The sequence below is a fragment of the Paraburkholderia sp. Cy-641 genome (assembly GCF_011752945.1).
Taxonomy (GTDB): Bacteria; Pseudomonadota; Gammaproteobacteria; order Burkholderiales; family Burkholderiaceae; genus Paraburkholderia.
This window is the reverse complement of record NZ_VWWM01000048.1, coordinates 43,243-61,006: the sequence shown is the minus strand read 5'-3', so window position 1 is coordinate 61,006 and position 17,764 is coordinate 43,243. Positions and strand designations below refer to the sequence as shown.

Annotated in this window: 17 protein-coding genes and 1 pseudogene; 2 read left to right on the top strand and 16 right to left on the bottom strand. The window is 64.1% G+C overall.

All coding sequences use genetic code 11. The features are described 5' to 3' along the window. From F3J20_RS23765 to F3J20_RS23750, 4 genes and pseudogenes are all read right to left on the bottom strand, one after another. Positions 1–154 (bottom strand): annotated as a pseudogene (locus F3J20_RS23765) (electron transfer flavoprotein subunit beta/FixA family protein); the annotation flags it as partial. 248 nt (positions 155–402) lie between these two features. Continuing rightward, the gene (locus F3J20_RS23760; protein WP_167284703.1) at positions 403–1,200 is read right to left on the bottom strand and encodes a MetQ/NlpA family ABC transporter substrate-binding protein; all 798 of its coding nucleotides are present in this window, start codon (positions 1,198–1,200) and stop codon (positions 403–405) included. Positions 1,201–1,246: 46 nt separating this feature from the next. Then, positions 1,247–1,900, bottom strand: a complete 654-nt coding sequence (locus F3J20_RS23755; protein WP_167049479.1) for a methionine ABC transporter permease — start codon at positions 1,898–1,900, stop codon at positions 1,247–1,249. Continuing rightward, positions 1,890–2,924 carry a methionine ABC transporter ATP-binding protein gene (locus F3J20_RS23750; RefSeq protein ID WP_167049481.1) on the bottom strand — a complete coding sequence of 345 codons (1,035 nt, stop codon included), beginning with the start codon at positions 2,922–2,924 and terminating at the stop codon, positions 1,890–1,892. The genes F3J20_RS23755 and F3J20_RS23750 overlap by 11 nt, the downstream gene beginning before the upstream one ends. 237 nt (positions 2,925–3,161) lie before the next feature. Here F3J20_RS23750 and F3J20_RS23745 point away from each other — a divergent pair, with 237 nt between their 5' ends. Continuing rightward, positions 3,162–4,079, top strand: coding sequence for an alpha/beta hydrolase (locus tag F3J20_RS23745; RefSeq protein WP_167284702.1), 918 nt, complete (start codon positions 3,162–3,164; stop codon positions 4,077–4,079). Between the two features lie 95 nt (positions 4,080–4,174). On the opposite strand, the gene F3J20_RS23740 is transcribed toward F3J20_RS23745, so the two are convergent. Together F3J20_RS23740 and F3J20_RS23735 are read right to left on the bottom strand one after the other, a co-directional pair. Next, entirely contained in the window at positions 4,175–4,984 is an 810-nt protein-coding gene (locus tag F3J20_RS23740; protein ID WP_167049485.1) for an enoyl-CoA hydratase, read from the bottom strand. Between the two features lie 34 nt (positions 4,985–5,018). Then, entirely contained in the window at positions 5,019–5,942 is a 924-nt protein-coding gene (locus tag F3J20_RS23735) for a histone deacetylase family protein (protein WP_167284701.1), read from the bottom strand. Positions 5,943–6,267: 325 nt separating this feature from the next. On the opposite strand from F3J20_RS23735, the gene mltB reads away from it, so the two are divergent. Further along, entirely contained in the window at positions 6,268–7,479 is a 1,212-nt protein-coding gene (gene mltB / locus F3J20_RS23730) for a lytic murein transglycosylase B (RefSeq protein WP_240162883.1), read from the top strand. Positions 7,480–7,584: 105 nt separating this feature from the next. Here the strand turns inward: mltB and cysM are convergent, their stop codons facing one another. The 10 genes from cysM to cmk form a co-directional block, all read right to left on the bottom strand. Then, on the bottom strand, positions 7,585–8,487 hold the full coding sequence (gene cysM / locus F3J20_RS23725; protein WP_167284699.1) for a cysteine synthase CysM: 903 nt from the start codon (positions 8,485–8,487) through the stop codon (positions 7,585–7,587). A gap of 341 nt (positions 8,488–8,828) precedes the next feature. Beyond that, positions 8,829–9,194 (bottom strand): helix-hairpin-helix domain-containing protein, encoded by a 366-nt coding sequence (locus F3J20_RS23720; protein ID WP_167049493.1) that lies wholly within the window; start codon positions 9,192–9,194, stop codon positions 8,829–8,831. A 78-nt stretch (positions 9,195–9,272) separates the two neighbouring features. Continuing rightward, positions 9,273–10,265: an ADP-glyceromanno-heptose 6-epimerase gene (gene rfaD, locus F3J20_RS23715; RefSeq protein WP_167284698.1), complete on the bottom strand. Its 993-nt coding sequence runs from the start codon at positions 10,263–10,265 to the stop codon at positions 9,273–9,275. Positions 10,266–10,378: 113 nt separating this feature from the next. Further along, complete coding sequence (gene rfaE1 / locus F3J20_RS23710) at positions 10,379–11,386, bottom strand: D-glycero-beta-D-manno-heptose-7-phosphate kinase (RefSeq protein WP_275691481.1); 1,008 nt, start codon at positions 11,384–11,386, stop codon at positions 10,379–10,381. After that, positions 11,352–12,755, bottom strand: coding sequence for a UDP-glucose/GDP-mannose dehydrogenase family protein (locus F3J20_RS23705; RefSeq protein WP_167284697.1), 1,404 nt, complete (start codon positions 12,753–12,755; stop codon positions 11,352–11,354). The genes rfaE1 and F3J20_RS23705 overlap by 35 nt, the downstream gene beginning before the upstream one ends. 150 nt (positions 12,756–12,905) lie before the next feature. Beyond that, positions 12,906–14,081 carry a lipopolysaccharide assembly protein LapB gene (gene lapB / locus F3J20_RS23700; protein ID WP_167284696.1) on the bottom strand — a complete coding sequence of 392 codons (1,176 nt, stop codon included), beginning with the start codon at positions 14,079–14,081 and terminating at the stop codon, positions 12,906–12,908. A 69-nt stretch (positions 14,082–14,150) separates the two neighbouring features. Further along, positions 14,151–14,444, bottom strand: coding sequence for a LapA family protein (locus F3J20_RS23695; RefSeq protein ID WP_167049501.1), 294 nt, complete (start codon positions 14,442–14,444; stop codon positions 14,151–14,153). A gap of 358 nt (positions 14,445–14,802) precedes the next feature. Beyond that, entirely contained in the window at positions 14,803–15,126 is a 324-nt protein-coding gene (locus F3J20_RS23690; protein WP_007180889.1) for an integration host factor subunit beta, read from the bottom strand. Between the two features lie 21 nt (positions 15,127–15,147). Next, positions 15,148–16,881, bottom strand: coding sequence for a 30S ribosomal protein S1 (gene rpsA, locus F3J20_RS23685; protein WP_167049503.1), 1,734 nt, complete (start codon positions 16,879–16,881; stop codon positions 15,148–15,150). 156 nt (positions 16,882–17,037) lie between these two features. Next, on the bottom strand, positions 17,038–17,724 hold the full coding sequence (gene cmk / locus F3J20_RS23680; protein WP_167284695.1) for a (d)CMP kinase: 687 nt from the start codon (positions 17,722–17,724) through the stop codon (positions 17,038–17,040). Between the last annotated feature and the right edge of the window lie 40 nt (positions 17,725–17,764).

The following is a 17,764-nucleotide window of genomic DNA, read 5'->3' as shown; positions in this document are numbered from 1 at the left end:
CTTCCTTCAGGCGCACCGCCTCTTCCACCGCGATTTCGTCGAACGGATTCATCGACATCTTCACGTTTGCGATGTCGACGCCCGTGCCGTCCGACTTGACCCGGACCTTCACGTTGTAGTCGACCACTCTTTTCACTGGCACCAGAATTTTCATGCACACGCTCCAAAGTTACGAATACGTCAACCCGACGAACATTATAGCGACTGCCCTCATGGCAGCCCTGTCGCGGGCGCATTAGCGAGAGGATATCGCTCCTCCGCGGCGCAACGGCAATATCGAACGATCGTTCTATTTTAATCTCTAAAAAACCCGGGAGACAACCCCGGGCTCCGACTCGCACCTCTAATTTCGCCTTGCCGTCGTCTTCTTCTTGCGAAGTTGGCGAGCGTCGGCTTACCAGGCTACCAGGCGGTAATGACCGAGCCGCCAAACTTGTTGTCGATGAACTGCTTGACTTCAGGCGAGTGATACGCGGCAACCAGCTTCGCGACCCACGGCTTGTTTTTGTCAGCCTCGCGAATCGCGATGATGTTCACGTACGGCCCCTTCGGGTCTTCGATCGCGATCGCGTCCTGCTTCGGCTTCAGGCCCGCTTCCATCGCGAAGTTGGTGTTGATCGCGGCGGCATCCACATCGCCCAGCGAACGCGGAATCTGCGCCGCGTCGAGTTCGACGATCTTCAGCTTCTTCGGATTCTCGACGATATCGAGCGGCGTCGCCTTCAGGCCCGCGTCGGCGCGCAGCTTGATGAGCCCCTGCTTCTGCAGCAGCAGAAGCGCACGGCCGCCGTTGGTCGGATCGTTCGGCACCGCGATCTTCGCGCCTGGCTGCAGTTCGGCGAGCGTCTTCAGCTTCTTCGAGTAGATGCCCATCGGGTAGGTGACGGTGTCCGCGATACGGATCAGCTTGTAGCCACGGTCCTTCACCTGCGCCTGCAGATACGGGTCGTGCTGATAGCTGTTCGCGTCGAGATCGCCGCTCGCGAGCGCCGCGTTCGGCTGCACGTAATCGGAGAATTCGACGATCTTGATGTTGAGACCGTTCTTCGCGGCGACCGTCTTCACGACGTCCATGATCTGCGCATGCGGACCGCCCGTGACACCGACCTTGATCGTGTCTTCGGCGTGCGCCGCGTTCATGGCGAACAGCGAGACCGCGCCGAGCGCGGCAGCCAGCTTGAGAATGAAGCGACGTTGCATGATGGACCCTCTCCGACTCTTCTAGCGGGTTATAAGCCCGGTGGGTTTATTTGTGGCTCAGACGACGCACGAGCCAATCGCCAAACGACTGCACCAGTTGCACGAACACGATCAGGATCAGCACGACCGCGAGCATCACTTCGGGCAGGAAGCGCTGATAACCGTAGCGGATGCCGAGGTCGCCGAGACCGCCGCCGCCGATCGCACCGGCCATCGCCGAATAGCCGACCAGCGACACGAACGTGATCGTGAGCCCCGCGACCACGCCCGGCAGCGACTCGGGCAACAGCACCTTGAAGACGATCTGGCGGGTGGTCGCGCCCATCGCCTGGGCGGCCTCGATGAGCCCGCGGTCGACCTCGCGCAGCGCCGTCTCGACCAGCCGCGCGATGAACGGCACGGCGGAGATCGTCAGCGGCACGATGGCGGCCGCCGTGCCGATCGACGAACCGACGACGAGCCGCGTGAACGGAATCACCGCGACGAGCAGGATGATGAACGGTGTCGAGCGCACCGCATTGACGAGCACGCCCATCACGCGATTGAGGGCGACGTTTTCGAGCACGCCCTGACGGTCGGTCAGATATAGCAGCACGCCGAGCGGCACGCCGACCACGGCACCGATCAGTCCGGAAATGCCCACCATGACGAGCGTTTCCCAGAACGACTGGACGAACATATCGAACATTTCACTCAACATGCGAAAGCTCCTCGACCACCACACCCTGTTCGCGCAGATACGTGAGCGCCTGCGCCACCTTCGTTGGCTCGCCGCCCGCGAGCACCGCGAGCGAGCCGAACGCCTGCCCCTGGATCTCGTCGATCTGGCCGTGCAGGATGTTGAAGTCGAGTTCGTAGCGGCGGATCGTCTCCGAGAGAATCGGCTGATCGACACCCGAGCCCGTGAACGCGAGGCGCAGCAGATGGCCGCTGCCGGTCTTCAGACGCTGCGCGACGCGCGCCTTCATGGCGGGCGGCAATTCCTGCGCGATCACGTCGCCGATCAGCGCGCGCGTGACTTCGTGGCGCGGCTGCAGGAACACGTCGATAACCTTGCCCTCTTCGACGACACGGCCCGCGTCGAGCACCGCGACGCGGTCGCAGACCTGCTTGATCACGTCCATCTGGTGCGTGATCAGCACGATCGTGAGGTTCAGTTCGCGGTTGATGCGCTTGAGCAGATCGAGAATCGCGCGCGTCGTTTCGGGGTCGAGCGCGGACGTCGCTTCGTCGGAAAGCAGCACCTTCGGCTTGCTCGCGAGCGCGCGCGCGATCCCGACGCGCTGCTTCTGGCCGCCGCTGATCTGCGCCGGATAGCGGTCCTTCTGCGCCGACAGGCCGACGAGGTCGAGCAGCGGCAGCACGTTGGCCTCGATTTCGTCGCGCTTCATGCCGGCCAGTTCGAGCGGCAGCGCGACGTTCTCGTACACCGTGCGCGAGGACAGCAGATTGAAGTGCTGGAAGATCATGCCGATCTCGCGGCGCGCCTCGCGCAACTGCGCGGCGGGCAGCGTCGTCAGATCGCGGCCGTTGACGACGATGTTGCCTTCCGACGGCCGCGTCAGCAGGTTGATCGTGCGCACGAGCGTGCTCTTGCCGGCGCCGCTGCGGCCGATGATGCCGAACACCTCGCCGGCCGGAATCGTCAGATTGACGTTGTGCAGTGCCTCGACCCAGCCCCGGGGCCCGGCAAACCGCTGCGAAATATTGCGTATTTCAATCATGGAAAACGAAACGGCGACGACTGCCGGCGAGCATGGTGCTCCCGGCAAGCGGCCGCCGTTGCTTTTATTGGGATTTGAGGCCGCCATTCTACCGCAGCGGCGACATACTCTTTAATAATCAATTCCGATCTTTTCATAACCTGAAAGCATTAGAGGGACGTACAGTGCGCGAAGCTCGCGTGCCCCGTGCCGCAGCGACTATGATCGGGCGACATCCAACCAGGACACGCCGCAGCCATGCCGACCCCCCCGAGCCACACCGTGCGCGCCAGCGCGGGCAACCTCGCTGGCAACGCCAGCAGCGACGCGCCGCCGCGCGCGTCGGTGACGACCGCCGACGGCGTGCAGTTGCCGCTCTATCGCTGGCAGCCCGCCGGCCCCACGCGCGCGACGGTCGCGCTGCTGCATGGTCTCGCCGAGCACGCCGGCCGCTACGCCGCGCTGGCCGGCCGGCTCAACGGCGCGGGCATCGAGCTCGTCGCGATCGATCTGCGTGGCCACGGCCATGCGCCCGGCAAGCGCGCCTACGTGAAGCGCTTCGACGACTATCTGCTCGACGCGCAGGCGCTCGTCGACGCCGCCGCGCAAAGCTGCGCACCGCTGTTCCTGATGGGGCACAGCATGGGCGGCGCAATCGCCGCGCTCCATGCGATCGAACGGCTTGCCGCAAGCGGCCGTCGCTTGAGCGGCCTGATCCTGTCGAGTCCCGCGCTGGCGCCGGGCCGCGACGTGCCGCGCTGGATGCTCGCGGCGAGCCAGATAATCAGCCGCCTCTACCCGGGCTTCCCGGCGATGAAGATCGACCCCGCGCTGCTCTCGCGTCTACAGCCGGTGGTGAACGCCAATCGCAACGATCCGCTCGTGCATCACGACGCGATTCCGGCACGCACGGGTGCCGAGCTGCTGCTCGCGATGGCGCGCATCGAACGCGGCCGCGCGAATCTGTGCATGCCGCTGCTCGTCTATCACGGCACCGCGGACAAACTGACCGAGCCCAACGGCAGTCGCGCCTTCGGCGAGCACGCGGGCTCGCCGGATAAAACGCTTACGCTGTACGAAGGCAGCTATCACGAGACGATGAACGATCTCGACCGCGATCGGGTGATCGGCGCGTTGATCGAGTGGATCGAGATGCGGGCGGTGGGACGAAGCTGAGCGATGCGGGGTGCGACGGTGACCTCCTGGCGACCTCGAATTGACGGCTGCGCCCAGCGACGGTTGATGAACAGAACCACAGCGCTTGCGCCCGCCTACCGCTTCCAGTCCGGCGCGCGCTTGTCGATAAACGCCTGCACGCCTTCGAGCGCCGAGTCGTCCATCATGTTGCAGGCCATCGTTTGGCCGGCAAGTTGGTAGGCAGCCTCGATACCCATTTCGAGCTGCCGGTAGAACAGCCCCTTGCCCGCGCTGACCGCTTCGACCGGCTTCGCGCAGATGCTCGCGGCGAGCCGCGCGAGTTCGTCGTCGAGCATGTCGGCCGGGACCGCGCGATTGACGAGGCCCTGCTGCTGCGCCTGCGCGGCGTCGATGAAATCGCCGGTGAGCAGCATTTCGAGCGCCGCCTTGCGCGACAGGTTGCGCGACAGCGGCACCGACGGCGTCGCGCAGAACAGCCCGAGATTCACGCCCGAGACGGCGAAGCGCGCGGTATCGACGGCGACCGCGAGATCGCACATTGCGACGAGCTGGCAACCGGCCGCGGTCGCGATGCCGTGCACGCGCGCGATCACCGGCTGCGGCATGCGCTGGATCGTCATCATCAGCTTCGTGCAGCGCGCGAAAAGCCGCTGGTAATACTCAAGCGACGGCGCCGCGCGCATCTCCTTCAGATCGTGTCCCGCGCAAAACGCCCGCCCGGCCCCGGCGATCACGACAACGCGCGCGTCCGTCTTCGAGATCGCGCTCAAGCTCTGCTGCAGTTCGTCGAGCAATGCTTCGGATAGCGCATTGAACGCGGCGGGCCGGTTCATCGTCACGCGCACGACACCGCGCACGCGATACGCGTCGTGTTCGATCTCGACCAGTGAGACCTTGCCGCTGTCGGCGGGACTGGCGTTCATGGCTCGCTCCTCGCTGCCGGACGTTGTGGCGATATCAGATCCCGGCCAACGCCCGCACGTGCGCGACCACGCTGCGCCCGAGCGCCGACAGGTTGTAGCCGCCCTCGAGACAGCTGACGATGCGCCCGCGCGCATAGCGCCGCGCGATCTCGCGCATCTGCTCGGTGATCCATGCGTAATCGTCCTCGACGAGCCCCATGTTGCCGAGGTCGTCTTCGCGATGCGCATCGAAGCCGGCCGAGATGAACAGCATCTCCGGCTTGAATTCGTGCAGGCGCGGCAGCCACAGCATGTCGACCGCCTCGCGCACGGCCATGCCGTTCGAGCGCGCCGGCATCGGCACGTTGCACATGTTGGACGCCTGGTTGTCGGCGCCCGTGAACGGATAGAACGGATGCTGGAAGATGCTGCACATCAGCACGCGCGGGTCGCCCGAGAACGCGGCCTCGGTGCCGTTGCCGTGGTGCACGTCGAAGTCGACGATCGCGACGCGCGCGAGGCCATGCACTTCGAGTGCATGACGCGCCGCGATCGCGACGTTGTTGAAGAAGCAGAAGCCCATCGCGCGCGCCGGCTCCGCGTGGTGGCCGGGTGGCCGCACGCTGCAGAACGCGTTGTCGTAACGGCCTTCGAGCACCGCGTCGGTGGCGGCGACCGCCGCGCCCGCGGCGCGCAACGCGGCTTGCCAGGTGTGCGGATTCATCGTCGTGTCGGGATCGATTTCGGCGATGCCCTCGTCCGGCGAGCGGCTGCGGATGTAGTCGACATGCGCCTGCGTATGCACGCGCAGCAGCGCGGCTTCGTCGGCGAGCGGCGCCGGCTCGCGCTCGATCAGCGTGTCGATGCGGCTCGCGATCAGTTGATCCTCGATCGCCTGCAGGCGCGCGGGACATTCGGGATGCCACCGCCCCATGTCGTGCAGCAGACAGTCGGCGTGGGAATAAAAGGCTGTTGCCATGGTTCTCTTGTGCGTCTCTTCTACGCGCGGCGCATGCGATACGCGCGGCGTGTCTCCGTCGAGCGGCGCGCCCCGGCGCGCCAACATGCATCAAGTTACCACAGGCCGCCGCCGCGGCGTCGCCTGACAGCTGTGGCACGATCGGCACGGTTTTGCGAAAGCCGTCGGGTATACTGCCCCGACCTGTTTCCCGGTGCCTCACTGTCTTCCACGCATTGCGCCCACTGCTCTCACTATGACCGTCAAGTCTGCCCTGTCCGCACGATCCACACGCAACCGGTTGCGCCTTGGCGCGCTGGCCGCCTCACTGTCCGCCGCATCGTGCATGCTCATGACAGCGAGTCCGGCGCACGCGCAAAGCGCCGCGCGCAAGGCGCCGGTGCTGGTCGCGCAGAGCCAGCCGCAGCAGCCGGTCCAGCAGGGGCAGACGTTCGAGGAAGAGATCATTCCGCAGCGCTACGCGAACAACGCGAATGTCGACGCGTTCATCAACGAGATGGTGGCGCGCTATGACTTCGACGCAGCCGCGCTGCACGCGCTCTTTGCCGGCGTCAGCTATTCGACGACCGCGGTGAAACTCGTGACGCCCTCGCCTTCGCCGTCGATCAAGAACTGGCGCGTGTATCAGGCGCGCTTCCTGGACCCGGTGCGCATCAATGCCGGCGTGCGCTTCTGGCGCGAGAACCAGGCCACCTTGCAGCGCGCCTATGAAGAGTTCGGCGTGCCGCCGGAAGTGATCGTCGGCATTATCGGCGTGGAGACGATCTACGGCCGCTACATGGGCAACTTCCGCGTGCTCGATGCCCTGACCACGCTGAGCTTCGATTACCCGAACACCGCCAATCGCGCGGATCGCCAGGCCACCTTCCGCAAGAATCTCGAAGACTATCTGGTGTGGACGCGCGACTCGCAGATCGACCCGACCACGGTGCTCGGCTCCTATACCGGCGCGATCGGCATTCCGCAATTCCTGCCGAGCAGCATCGTGCAATACGCGGTGAACTACGACGGCAACAAGGGGATCGATCTGCGTACGAGCCAGGCGGACGCGATCGGCAGCGTCGCGAATTATCTGCGGCAGAACGGCTGGGAAAGCGGCCGGCCGGTGGTGTGGCGCATTGCCTCGGATATCGGCAGCCTCGGCGTCGCGCAGGCGGCCGCCGACGGCCGGCCCGAACCGCACTGGCCGCTCGACCAGTTGCTGCGTGCCGGGCTCGTGCTGAACGAGCCGAACGTCGATATCGCCCAGGAAGCCGGCACGCCGGTGACGGTGGTCGATCTGCCGTCGCCGGGACGCGGCACCGAGTTCATGCTCGGCCTGAAGAACTTCTATGTGCTGACGCGTTACAACCGCAGTTTCTTCTATGCGCTCGCGGTGTATCAGCTGGGCCAGCGGGTCAAGGCGCAGATGCAGGCGCTCGATGCGGTCAATGCAGCGAAAGCGGCCAATGCGGTTAATACGGTCAATGGCACGGCATCGCAAGGAGCACAGGGAGCGCAAGCGCCGGCCGGTGCGCCGAACCCCGCTTCGCAATAAATGCCGCGACGAGGCGCCATGTGCGCTTCGCTTCGAACGACATCAAAAAGCGCCGGCTCGACCGGCGCTTTTTCTTGACACCTACGACTCGCTCGGCTCGCGCACTCAGGCCGGAAACACACCCGTGGACAGATAACGGTCGCCGCGATCGCAGACGATGAACACGATCGTCGCGTTCTCGACCTGGCGCGCGACACGCAGCGCGACTTCACATGCACCGCCCGACGAAATGCCGGCGAAGATGCCTTCGACCGACGCCAGGCGGCGTGCCATCGCTTCGGCTGCGGACTGGCTCACGTTCTCGACGCGATCCACGCGGCTGCGGTCGAAAATTTTCGGCAGATAGGCTTCCGGCCATTTGCGGATGCCGGGAATACGCGAACCTTCCTCGGGCTGCGCCCCGACGATTTCGATCTGCTGATTCTGTGTTTTCAGATACGTCGACACGCCCATGACCGTGCCGGTCGTTCCCATCGACGACACGAAGTGCGTGATGCGCCCTTCGGTGTCGCGCCAGATTTCCGGGCCCGTGCCTTCGACGTGCGCCGCCGGATTGTCCGGGTTCGCGAACTGGTCGAGGATGATGCCCTTGCCTTCGCGCTGCATCTGCTCGGCGAGATCGCGCGCGTATTCCATGCCGCCCGTGACCGGCGTCAGAATGATCTGCGCGCCATACGCGGCCATGCTCTGACGGCGCTCGACCGACAGGTCTTCCGGCATGATCAGCACCATCTTGTAGCCGCGGATCGCCGCAGCCATCGCCAGCGCAATGCCGGTGTTGCCGCTTGTCGATTCGATCAGCGTGTCGCCCGGCTTGATGCGGCCGCGCGCTTCCGCCTTCTTGATCATCGACAACGCCGGACGGTCCTTCACCGATCCAGCCGGATTGTTGCCCTCGAGCTTGGCGAGAATCACGTTGTTGCGGCTGCGGATCTCGTCGTCGGGGAGCCGGACCAGTTGCACGAGCGGCGTGTTGCCGATCGTGTCTTCAATCGTTTTGTATGCCATATCGGGTTCTGAAGCGAGCGATGCGCGAAAGTTTGTATTCAGTCCGTTGATTTTAAACCACCCTCTGCGACGCTGCCGTGCGCCCCTTCTGCCCGCATGGATGCCCGCACCGGCAAGGCCCAAAGCCCGCGGCCGGGGAGCCGCGGGAGCCCGTCATGGAAATGACAGCTGAAGGCGTGTCCATTTACGCCACTCACGCCACTCGCGATGGAGCAACGACAGCAGAACAAACTGAAAGCGGCCGCGGACCGCGCGTGCGCACGAAGCAGGCGAGCCGGATGCCCGCGGTGGTACGAAACCACACGAAACTGCACGAGCTTGCACACACGCGGCCCGCGCGCTTACTTCTTCACCGCCACGGCAGTGCCGTCTTTAGCCGTGACGGCCGGAACGGCCGTGCCCTTGGCCGGTGCAGCCGCCGCAACCTGCGCGCCAGCAGCCGCGCCAGCCGGACCGACAGCGAGACCCTCCGCCTGCAGGCGCTCGATGGTATGCCCGCCCATGCCCTTGACGCGCTTGCCGAGATCGGCCGGGTCCTTGAACGGGCCATGAGCGGTACGCTCGTCGAGAATGGCTTTCGCCTTCGCGGGACCGATGCCCTTGATGCCGCGCAGCGCATCCTCGTTAGCCGTGTTGACGTCGACCGTCGCATACGCGTGGCCGAAAGCGGCGAGCATGGCCGCGGTAACCAGAACTTTTCGAAACATATTGGAATCTCCCTGTTGCCACTGACCGGCGACCATCACCGGTCAGGAGATTCCAGTTTAAAGAGGTATCCGAATTATTTACACCTGGCCGAATAGCCAACGTACGTAGCGATCGACACCTTCCTGCACGCTCAGAAACGGCGCGTCGTAGCCGGCCGCGCGCAGCTTCGACTGGTCGGCCTGGGTGAAGCACTGGTACTTGCCGCGCAGCGCGTCGGGGAACGGCACGTATTCGATAAGCCCGCGCTGCACCTGCTCCGCGAGCGACAGCGCCGTCTCGTTATTCAGCGCGCGCAGCGTGTTGACCACGGTGCTCGCGATGTCGTTGAACGGTTGCGCGCGGCCGGTGCCGAGATTGAAGATGCCCGATTTTTCGGGATGATCGAAGAAGAACAGGTTGACCTTCACGACGTCTTCGACCGAGATGAAATCGCGCGTCTGCTCGCCGGCAGCATAGCCGTTGTATTCGCCGAACAGCTTGACCTTGCCCTCGGCGCGAAACTGGTTGAAGTTGTGGAACGCGACCGACGCCATGCGCGCCTTGTGCGTTTCGCGAGACCCGTACACGTTGAAGTAGCGGAAGCCGGCGATCTGGCTCTTCGCGGTGGGCAGCACGCGGCGGATCACCTGGTCGAACAGGAACTTCGAATAGCCGTACACGTTGAGCGGCTGCTCGACCTCGCGCTCCTCGACGAAGCGGCTCGAACCGCCATACGTCGCCGCCGACGAAGCGTACAGGAACTGGATGTTCTGCGCGAGGCAAACGTCGAGCACGTCGCGGCTATAACGATAGTTGTTGTCCATCATGTAGCGGCCGTCGGTTTCCATCGTGTCCGAGCAGGCGCCTTCGTGGAAGATCGCGCGCACCTTGCCGAAGTCGCCGCGCGCAAAGCGCTCGACGAATTCGGTCTTGTCGAGATAGTCGTCGATTTCGCAGTCGACCAGATTGCGGAACTTGTCCGCGCGCGTCAGATTGTCGACGGCGATGATGCGTTGTTCGCCGCGCTCGTTGAGCGCCTTCACGAGATTGCTGCCGATAAAACCGGCCGCGCCGGTGACGATGACGGTCATGATGATCCTGCGGTAGTTGAGCCTGCAGTAATGAGCCTGCGGTAATGAGCTTCGCTCGGTCGCCTGCGCGAGCCCTGCGCGTCCGCCTGGACGGCAGGGCCCGGCAAGCTGCGTCAGGAAAAGAGTTCGTCGTAGTCGACGGTGGCGGTGCCGAGTTTGCCGACCACGATGCCGGCCGCGCGATTCGCGAGCCCGACCGCTTCGACAAGCGAAAGCCCCGCGCCGAGCATCGCGGCGAGCGTCGCGATCACGGTGTCGCCCGCGCCCGACACATCATACACTTCGCGTGCAACGGCCGACGCATGCAGGATGCCGTCGTCGGCGAACAGCGTCATGCCCTCTTCCGAGCGCGTCAGCAGCAGCGCCTTGAATTCGAGTTCGGCACGCAGCTTCGTCACGCGCGCGAGCAGATCCTCTTCGGACTTCCACTGACCGACCACCTCGCGCAACTCGGCGCGATTCGGCGTGATCAGCGTGGCACCGCGATAGCGTTCCCAGTCGTCGCCCTTCGGATCGACGAGCACCGGCTTGGCCGCCGCGTGCGCCTTCGCGATCATCTGCGTGACGTGCGTGAGACCGCCCTTCGCGTAATCGGACATCAGGATCACGTCGTGCGCCGGCAGCAGTTCGTCGAAGCGCGCGAGCCCCGCGAGCAGCACTTCGTGCGCCGGCGAATTTTCGAAGTCGACGCGCAGCAGTTGCTGCTGACGCGACAGCACGCGCAGCTTGATCGTCGTGAGCAAATCCGGATCGCGTTCGAGATGCGGCGTCACGCCGCTTTCGTCGAGCAGCTGCACGATGCGCTCGCCGGGCTCGTCATGGCCGACCACGCACAGGAGACCCGCCTGCGCGCCGAGCGCCACTGCGTTGCGCGCGACGTTCGCCGCGCCGCCAAGACGGTCTTCCTGACGCTGCACGTGCACCACCGGCACCGGCGCTTCCGGCGAAATGCGGTTCACGTCGCCGAACCAGTAGCGGTCGAGCATCACGTCGCCGACCACGAGCACGCGCGCCGCGCCCAGTTGCGCGCGCGGCACGACCGTCAACGGCATGGCCTGCCTGGACGCGGAAGCCGCGGGTAGGGTCTCAGGCATCGCCCGGAAGTTCAGAGGGTTGGGCATAGGGGCGTCCAATGGCGTGATAGTCGATGCCGAGTTCGGTCATCGCGTCCGGCTCGTAGAGATTGCGGCCATCGAAAATCAGCGGCGTCTTCAGTACCGATTTCAGATGCACGAAGTCCGGACTCTTGAACTCCTTCCATTCGGTCACGATCACGAGCGCGTCGGCGCCCGTCAGCGTTTCGTCCTGGGTGCTCGCGAAGCTCAGACGCGCGAGCTGCTCGGGTGCATCGTGCAGGTCCATGGCGAACACGCGGCGCGCTTCCGTGACCGCGACCGGATCGTACGCGCGCACCTGGGCGCCGCGCGCGAGCAACTCGCCGATCACGCGGCGGCTCGGCGCCTCGCGCATGTCGTCGGTATTCGGCTTGAATGCGAGCCCCCATACCGCGAACGTGCGGCCGCTCAGATCGTCGCCGAGCTTCGCCGCGATCTTGTTCACGAGCACGTCCTTCTGCTGGTAGTTCACTTCCTCGACCGCTTCGAGAATGCGCAGGTTGTGGCCGCTTTCGCTCGCGGTGCGGATCAGTGCCTGCACGTCCTTCGGGAAGCACGAGCCGCCATAGCCGCAGCCCGCATACAGGAAGTGATAGCCGATGCGCGGATCGGAGCCGATGCCGCGGCGTACCGACTCGATATCGGCGCCGACTTTATCCGCGAGATTCGACATCTCGTTCATGAACGAGATGCGCGTCGCGAGCATCGCGTTGGCCGCGTACTTAGTGAATTCGGCCGAGCGCACGTCCATGTACAGCGTGCGTTCGTGGTTGCGATTGAACGGCGCGTAAAGGCGCTTCATCATTTCGCGCGCGCGCTGGCCGGCTTCGTCTTCGTCGATGCCGATCACGATGCGATCGGGGCGCATGAAATCGTCGACGGCCGCGCCTTCCTTCAGGAACTCGGGATTCGACACCACCGAGAAACGATGCTGCCTGCTGTCCGCGAGGCCGCGTTTCGCGAGCTCTTCCTCGATCACTGCGCGCACGCGCTGCGCCGTGCCGACCGGCACCGTCGATTTGTCGACGATCACCTTGAAGCCGTTCATCGTGCGGCCGATATTGCGCGCCGCCTCGAGCACGTATTGCAGATCGGCCGAGCCGTCCTCGTCGGGCGGCGTGCCGACCGCGATGAACTGCACGTCGCCGTGCGCGACGCTCGCCGCGACGTCGGTCGAAAACGTGATGCGTCCGGCCGCGCGCGTACGGGCAATCATCTCCTGCAGGCCCGGCTCGTGAATCGGCACGCCACCTTTGTTGAGGATGTCGATCTTGCGCGGATCGACGTCGAGACAGAAGACGTCGTTGCCGATCTCGGCGAGACACGCTCCGGTGACGAGGCCCACATAGCCAGTGCCGATAATGGTGATTTTCATACGTTTTCCGGTAGAGGGGTCCGGTGATGAGTGCCGGTCATGAGGCCGGCGGCGATGAATTCGTGTTGAAGCCCGCGCCGCTCGAACGGCGGCGGCCGGCATACGCGCAACGCGGTGGCCGCCGCGCCTGCCGGTCCGAGCGGCGCGGCGTCAGTTCGGCGCGGCAATCGGCTCGACACGGCGTGGCGCATAGGTTTCCCAACCGCTGCAGCCCGGGCATTGCCAATAGAAAAGCCGCGCCCTGAAACCGCAATTCTGGCACGTATAACGTGGCAGATTTTTGGTGCGCTGGCGGATCAGCGTGCGCATCAGCTCCAGTTCGCTGCGGCGCGGTTCTTCCGCGACCGCCTGCTGCGCCTCGAGCAAACGCGTCATGCCGGCCAGATTCGGCGACTTCTGCATTTGCGAGCGCGCGAGCGCATGCGCCGCCTCGGCGCCGCGCAGCGACGCGACGTGCTGATAGGCGACGTCGAGCAGATCGTTGTTCGGATGCTGGTCCACCCAGCTCGTGAGCAGATCGGCGCCTTCCTGCGCACGGCCGAGCGCTTCGTAGGCCTTCATGATTTTTTCGGCGACGAGCGGCAAATATGCGGAGTTCTGCTCCTCGACGCGCCGCCATTGCCGGACCGCCGCTTCGGGCTCGCCGCCGGCCGCGTCGACGTCGCCGAACAGGATCGTCGCGCGCACGTTGGTCGGGTTCGCCTTCAGCGCAAAGCCAAGCTGGCGGCGCGCTTCGTCCGGCTTCTTCTGCTGCAAGGCTTCCTGCGCGAGCTCGCAATGGAACTGCGCGATTTCCTTATCGAGCGACGGCGCGCCCATCGTTTCGAGATGGCGCGCGGTGTCGATCGACTTGATCCAGTCTTTCTCGATTTCGTAGATCGTGAGCAGCGCGCGTTGCGCGCCCAAAGCGTAATCGCCGGCCTGCAGCGAGCGGAAGGTTTCTTCCGCACGATCGAGCAGGCCCGCTTTCAGGAAGTCCTGACCCAGTTCGTAGAGCGCGTGATCGCGTTCGCTGACGGGCAGGTCCGCGCGGCTCAACAGGTTCTGATGCACGCGAATCGCGCGATCCGTTTCGCCGCGGCGGCGAAACAGGTTGCCGAGCGCGAAATGCAGTTCGACCGTTTCGGGGTCGAGCTTGACGACCTCGATGAACGCGTCGATTGCCTGGTCAGGCTGCTCGTTGAGCAGGAAGTTCAGGCCGCGAAAATACGAGCGCGGCAGGTTCGCGCTTTCGGACAGCAGCGTCTTGAGGTCGTAGCGCGCCGCCATCCAGCCGAATGCGAATGCGACGGGTATGACAAGCAGCCACCAGAAGTCTAGATCCATGCGATTGATGCAAATGTGCGGGCAAGCGGAAACGAAAAGCCGCGCTCAACGCGCGCGGCACGGGGAAATTCAGATCAACGGCGGCAGCGGCGGCTGTTCGACGACCGGCGGCGTTTCGCGCGCCACACGCAGCTCGCGCTTGAGACGGCCATTTTCCATGCGCAAGCGCACGACGGCCGGCATCGCCGACACAAGCCCCGCGAGCAAACCGACCACGAAAAACGCGAGGCCAATCAGGATCAGGGGCGCCGACCAGGCATAGCCGGCGAGGAAATTCAGCGTAGCGGGTTGCGTATTGGACAGTGCTAGCACCAGCAGCAGCACGAACACCAGCACGCGGATCAGCCAGACGATAAATTTCATGAGTAAGTCTCTTGACGGCAGTTGCGGGGTGACGCCGGCTTGATGACGCGTCGCGCCACGGTGTTGCCCGCGCCGAAGTGACCCGTATTGTAATTGAAGCCCTCGCGGCTGGGCAGCAGGTGGTGGCGCAGAGGCTTGCCGGGGGCTGGTCTCTGGTTGCCGCGAGCGGAAATGCGGGCGCACATAGGAACGGCAAGCGCCGCCTGGTTTGTGACCTGCGCCTGCGTAGGTATCACCGCACCAGCCACACAGTACAGACGAAAAAAAAGCGCCCGAAGGCGCTTTTCCTGGTCTTTTGCCGACTGGCTTTGGCCGCTGACGCTAGCTATGCCACGCTGCACGACGCACAGCGAAGCATTTACAGGTCGTCATCCGGCTCTTCGGCCTTCAACGGCTCGCCCGCGCGGCGATCCACCCGCTCGCGCAACTCCTTGCCCGGCTTGAAGTGCGGTACGTACTTCTCAGGTACCAGCACCTTCTCGCCCGACTTCGGATTGCGTCCGACGCGGGAAGGACGGCGGTTGAGGCCGAAGCTGCCGAAGCCGCGAATTTCGATGCGATGGCCGTTGGCAAGCGCCTCCGACATCGCATCGAGCATCGTCTTCACCGCGAAATCCGCATCTTTGAGAACAAGCTGCGGAAATCGCGTAGCCAGCTGGGCGACCAATTCCGATTTGGTCATACTGCAGCAGACCTCTCAGGCTTACTGGTTCTGGCCGTCGAGCTTGGCCTTCAGCAGCGCGCCGAGGTTCGTCGTGCCGGTAGCGGCTGCGCTCGAATCCGAAGCAGCGAGACCGCGGATGGCTTCCTGTTGCTCGGCCGAATCCTTCGCCTTGATCGACAGGTTGATGCCACGCGACTTGCGATCGATGTTGATGATCATCGCGTTGACCTTGTCGCCTTCCTTCAGCACGTTGCGAGCGTCTTCCACGCGGTCTTGCGCGATTTCCGAAGCGCGCAGGTAGCCTTCGACTTCACCCGAGAGCTGAACCACGGCACCCTTCGCGTCCACGGTCTTGACCGTGCCATCGACGATCGAACCCTTGTCGTTCATTGCAACGTAGTTGCTGAACGGGTCGCCTTCGAGCTGCTTGATGCCCAGCGAAATACGTTCCTTCTCGACGTCGATGCCGAGAACGATCGCTTCCACTTCGTCGCCCTTCTTGTACTTGCGGACGGCTTCTTCGCCGGTTTCGCTCCACGACAGGTCCGACAGGTGAACCAGACCGTCGATACCGCCCGGCAGACCGATGAAGACGCCGAAGTCGGTAATCGACTTGATCGCGCCTTGCAGCTTGTCGCCCTTCTTGAAGTTGCGGCTGAAGTCGTCCCACGGGTTCGGCTTGCACTGCTTCATGCCGAGGCTGATACGGCGGCGGTCTTCGTCGATTTCGAGAACCATGACTTCGACTTCGTCGCCCAGCTGGACAACCTTCGACGGCGCAACGTTCTTGTTGGTCCAGTCCATTTCCGACACGTGGACGAGGCCTTCGATGCCCGATTCCACTTCGACGAATGCGCCGTAGTCGGTGATGTTGGTGACCTTGCCGAACAGGCGCGTGCCCGACGGGTAACGGCGCGAGATGCCTTCCCACGGATCGTCGCCCAGTTGCTTGATACCGAGCGAAACGCGGTTCTTTTCCTGATCGAACTTGAGGATCTTCGCGGTGACTTCCTGGCCAACCGACAGCACTTCGCTCGGGTGACGCACGCGACGCCATGCGATGTCGGTGATGTGCAGCAGGCCGTCGATACCGCCGAGGTCGACGAACGCACCGTAGTCGGTGATGTTCTTGACCACGCCTTCGACGATCGCGCCTTCCTTCAGCGTTTCGAGCAGCTTCGCGCGCTCTTCGCCTTGCGTTGCCTCGATGACAGCGCGGCGCGACAGCACGACGTTGTTACGCTTGCGGTCGAGCTTGATGACGCGGAATTCGAGGGTCTTGCCTTCGTACGGAGTCGTGTCCTTGACCGGACGCGTATCGACCAGCGAACCCGGCAGGAACGCGCGGATGCCGTTGACCATGACGGTCATGCCGCCCTTGACCTTGCCCGTGATCGTGCCGGTCACGAGCTCGTTGTTGTCGAGCGCTTTTTCCAGCGACAGCCACGAAGCGAGACGCTTCGCCTTGTCGCGCGACAGGATCGTGTCGCCATAGCCGTTTTCCAGCGCGTCGATCGCGACGGAAACGAAGTCGCCCGCCTGCACTTCTACCTCGCCCGCGTCGTTCAGGAACTCTTCGAGCGGGATGTAGGCTTCGGACTTCAGACCAGCATTCACGACCACGAAGTTGTGGTCGACACGCACGACTTCGGCGGAAATCACTTCGCCGGCGCGCATGTCCTGCTTGGTCAGCGACTCTTCGAACAGAGCCGCAAAAGATTCGGTATTCGGGGTAGAGGTTTGCAGGTCGGACATAAAAATCAGAATTTGCATGGTTTTCGCAGCGCCTGGCTCACCGGACGGTCAGCAACTTCGGCAAAAACGCGAATGCCACGCGGGGTTAAAGGGTTAAAAACAACGCTTCGCGACCATCGCGAAGCACCTACCAACAACGGAACTGTTGCGCCGCCGCTGCGTTACTGTTTCGAGTCACGCATGCGGGACTAGCGCTTCATACCATTGCACCACCTGCTCGACCGCCTGGTCGACCGACAATGCGGAGGTATCAAGCAGCTTTGCATCCGCCGCGGGCTTGAGCGGCGCGGCTGCGCGCTGACTGTCACGCTCGTCGCGCTCACGCAAATCCCGGAGCAAGTCATCTATATTAGCAGAAAATCCTTTTTGGATCAATTGCTTATGCCGGCGCGCCGCGCGCGCTTCCACGCTCGCGGTCATGAACACTTTCAGCACCGCATCCTGGAAGATCACGGTGCCCATGTCGCGACCGTCGGCAACAAGCCCCGGCTCCTTGCGAAACGCCCGCTGACGCGCCACCAGCGCGGCTCGCACGGGCACGTGCACGGCGATCGCCGAGGCCTGGCTGCCCACTTCCTCGGCGCGGATTTCGTTCGACACGTCGACGCCGTCGAGCTGCGCGAGCCCCTCGCGAAACGTGATGTGAAGGTCGTCGATCAGCGTCACGAGCGCGTCGACGTCGTTTTCGGCAACGCCGTAGCGCAGGCTCGCGAGCGCCGCGAGCCGGTAGAGCGCGCCGCTGTCGAGCAGGTGAAAGCCGAGGTTCGCGGCGACCAGCGCGGCCACGGTGCCTTTGCCGGAGGCACTCGGGCCGTCGATCGTAATGACGGGCGTCTGGTGAAAGGGACGGGTCGGTTTCATCGAAAAAGTCGCACGTCAGTCGGTTCGCAAGCGAATCCGG

What these genes read in the sequence shown, in the direction of transcription:
- F3J20_RS23760 (WP_167284703.1), bottom strand. Translation starts at nt 1,200, where the DNA reads ATGCAACGTCGCTTCATTCTCAAGCTGGCTGCCGCGCTCGGCGCGGTC.
- F3J20_RS23755 (WP_167049479.1), bottom strand. Translation starts at nt 1,900, where the DNA reads ATGTTGAGTGAAATGTTCGATATGTTCGTCCAGTCGTTCTGGGAAACG.
- F3J20_RS23750 (WP_167049481.1), bottom strand. Translation starts at nt 2,924, where the DNA reads ATGATTGAAATACGCAATATTTCGCAGCGGTTTGCCGGGCCCCGGGGC.
- F3J20_RS23745 (WP_167284702.1), top strand. Translation starts at nt 3,162, where the DNA reads ATGCCGACCCCCCCGAGCCACACCGTGCGCGCCAGCGCGGGCAACCTC.
- F3J20_RS23740 (WP_167049485.1), bottom strand. Translation starts at nt 4,984, where the DNA reads ATGAACGCCAGTCCCGCCGACAGCGGCAAGGTCTCACTGGTCGAGATC.
- F3J20_RS23735 (WP_167284701.1), bottom strand. Translation starts at nt 5,942, where the DNA reads ATGGCAACAGCCTTTTATTCCCACGCCGACTGTCTGCTGCACGACATG.
- mltB (WP_240162883.1), top strand. Translation starts at nt 6,268, where the DNA reads ATGCTCATGACAGCGAGTCCGGCGCACGCGCAAAGCGCCGCGCGCAAG.
- cysM (WP_167284699.1), bottom strand. Translation starts at nt 8,487, where the DNA reads ATGGCATACAAAACGATTGAAGACACGATCGGCAACACGCCGCTCGTG.
- F3J20_RS23720 (WP_167049493.1), bottom strand. Translation starts at nt 9,194, where the DNA reads ATGTTTCGAAAAGTTCTGGTTACCGCGGCCATGCTCGCCGCTTTCGGC.
- rfaD (WP_167284698.1), bottom strand. Translation starts at nt 10,265, where the DNA reads ATGACCGTCATCGTCACCGGCGCGGCCGGTTTTATCGGCAGCAATCTC.
- rfaE1 (WP_275691481.1), bottom strand. Translation starts at nt 11,386, where the DNA reads ATGCCCAACCCTCTGAACTTCCGGGCGATGCCTGAGACCCTACCCGCG.
- F3J20_RS23705 (WP_167284697.1), bottom strand. Translation starts at nt 12,755, where the DNA reads ATGAAAATCACCATTATCGGCACTGGCTATGTGGGCCTCGTCACCGGA.
- lapB (WP_167284696.1), bottom strand. Translation starts at nt 14,081, where the DNA reads ATGGATCTAGACTTCTGGTGGCTGCTTGTCATACCCGTCGCATTCGCA.
- F3J20_RS23695 (WP_167049501.1), bottom strand. Translation starts at nt 14,444, where the DNA reads ATGAAATTTATCGTCTGGCTGATCCGCGTGCTGGTGTTCGTGCTGCTG.
- F3J20_RS23690 (WP_007180889.1), bottom strand. Translation starts at nt 15,126, where the DNA reads ATGACCAAATCGGAATTGGTCGCCCAGCTGGCTACGCGATTTCCGCAG.
- rpsA (WP_167049503.1), bottom strand. Translation starts at nt 16,881, where the DNA reads ATGCAAATTCTGATTTTTATGTCCGACCTGCAAACCTCTACCCCGAAT.
- cmk (WP_167284695.1), bottom strand. Translation starts at nt 17,724, where the DNA reads ATGAAACCGACCCGTCCCTTTCACCAGACGCCCGTCATTACGATCGAC.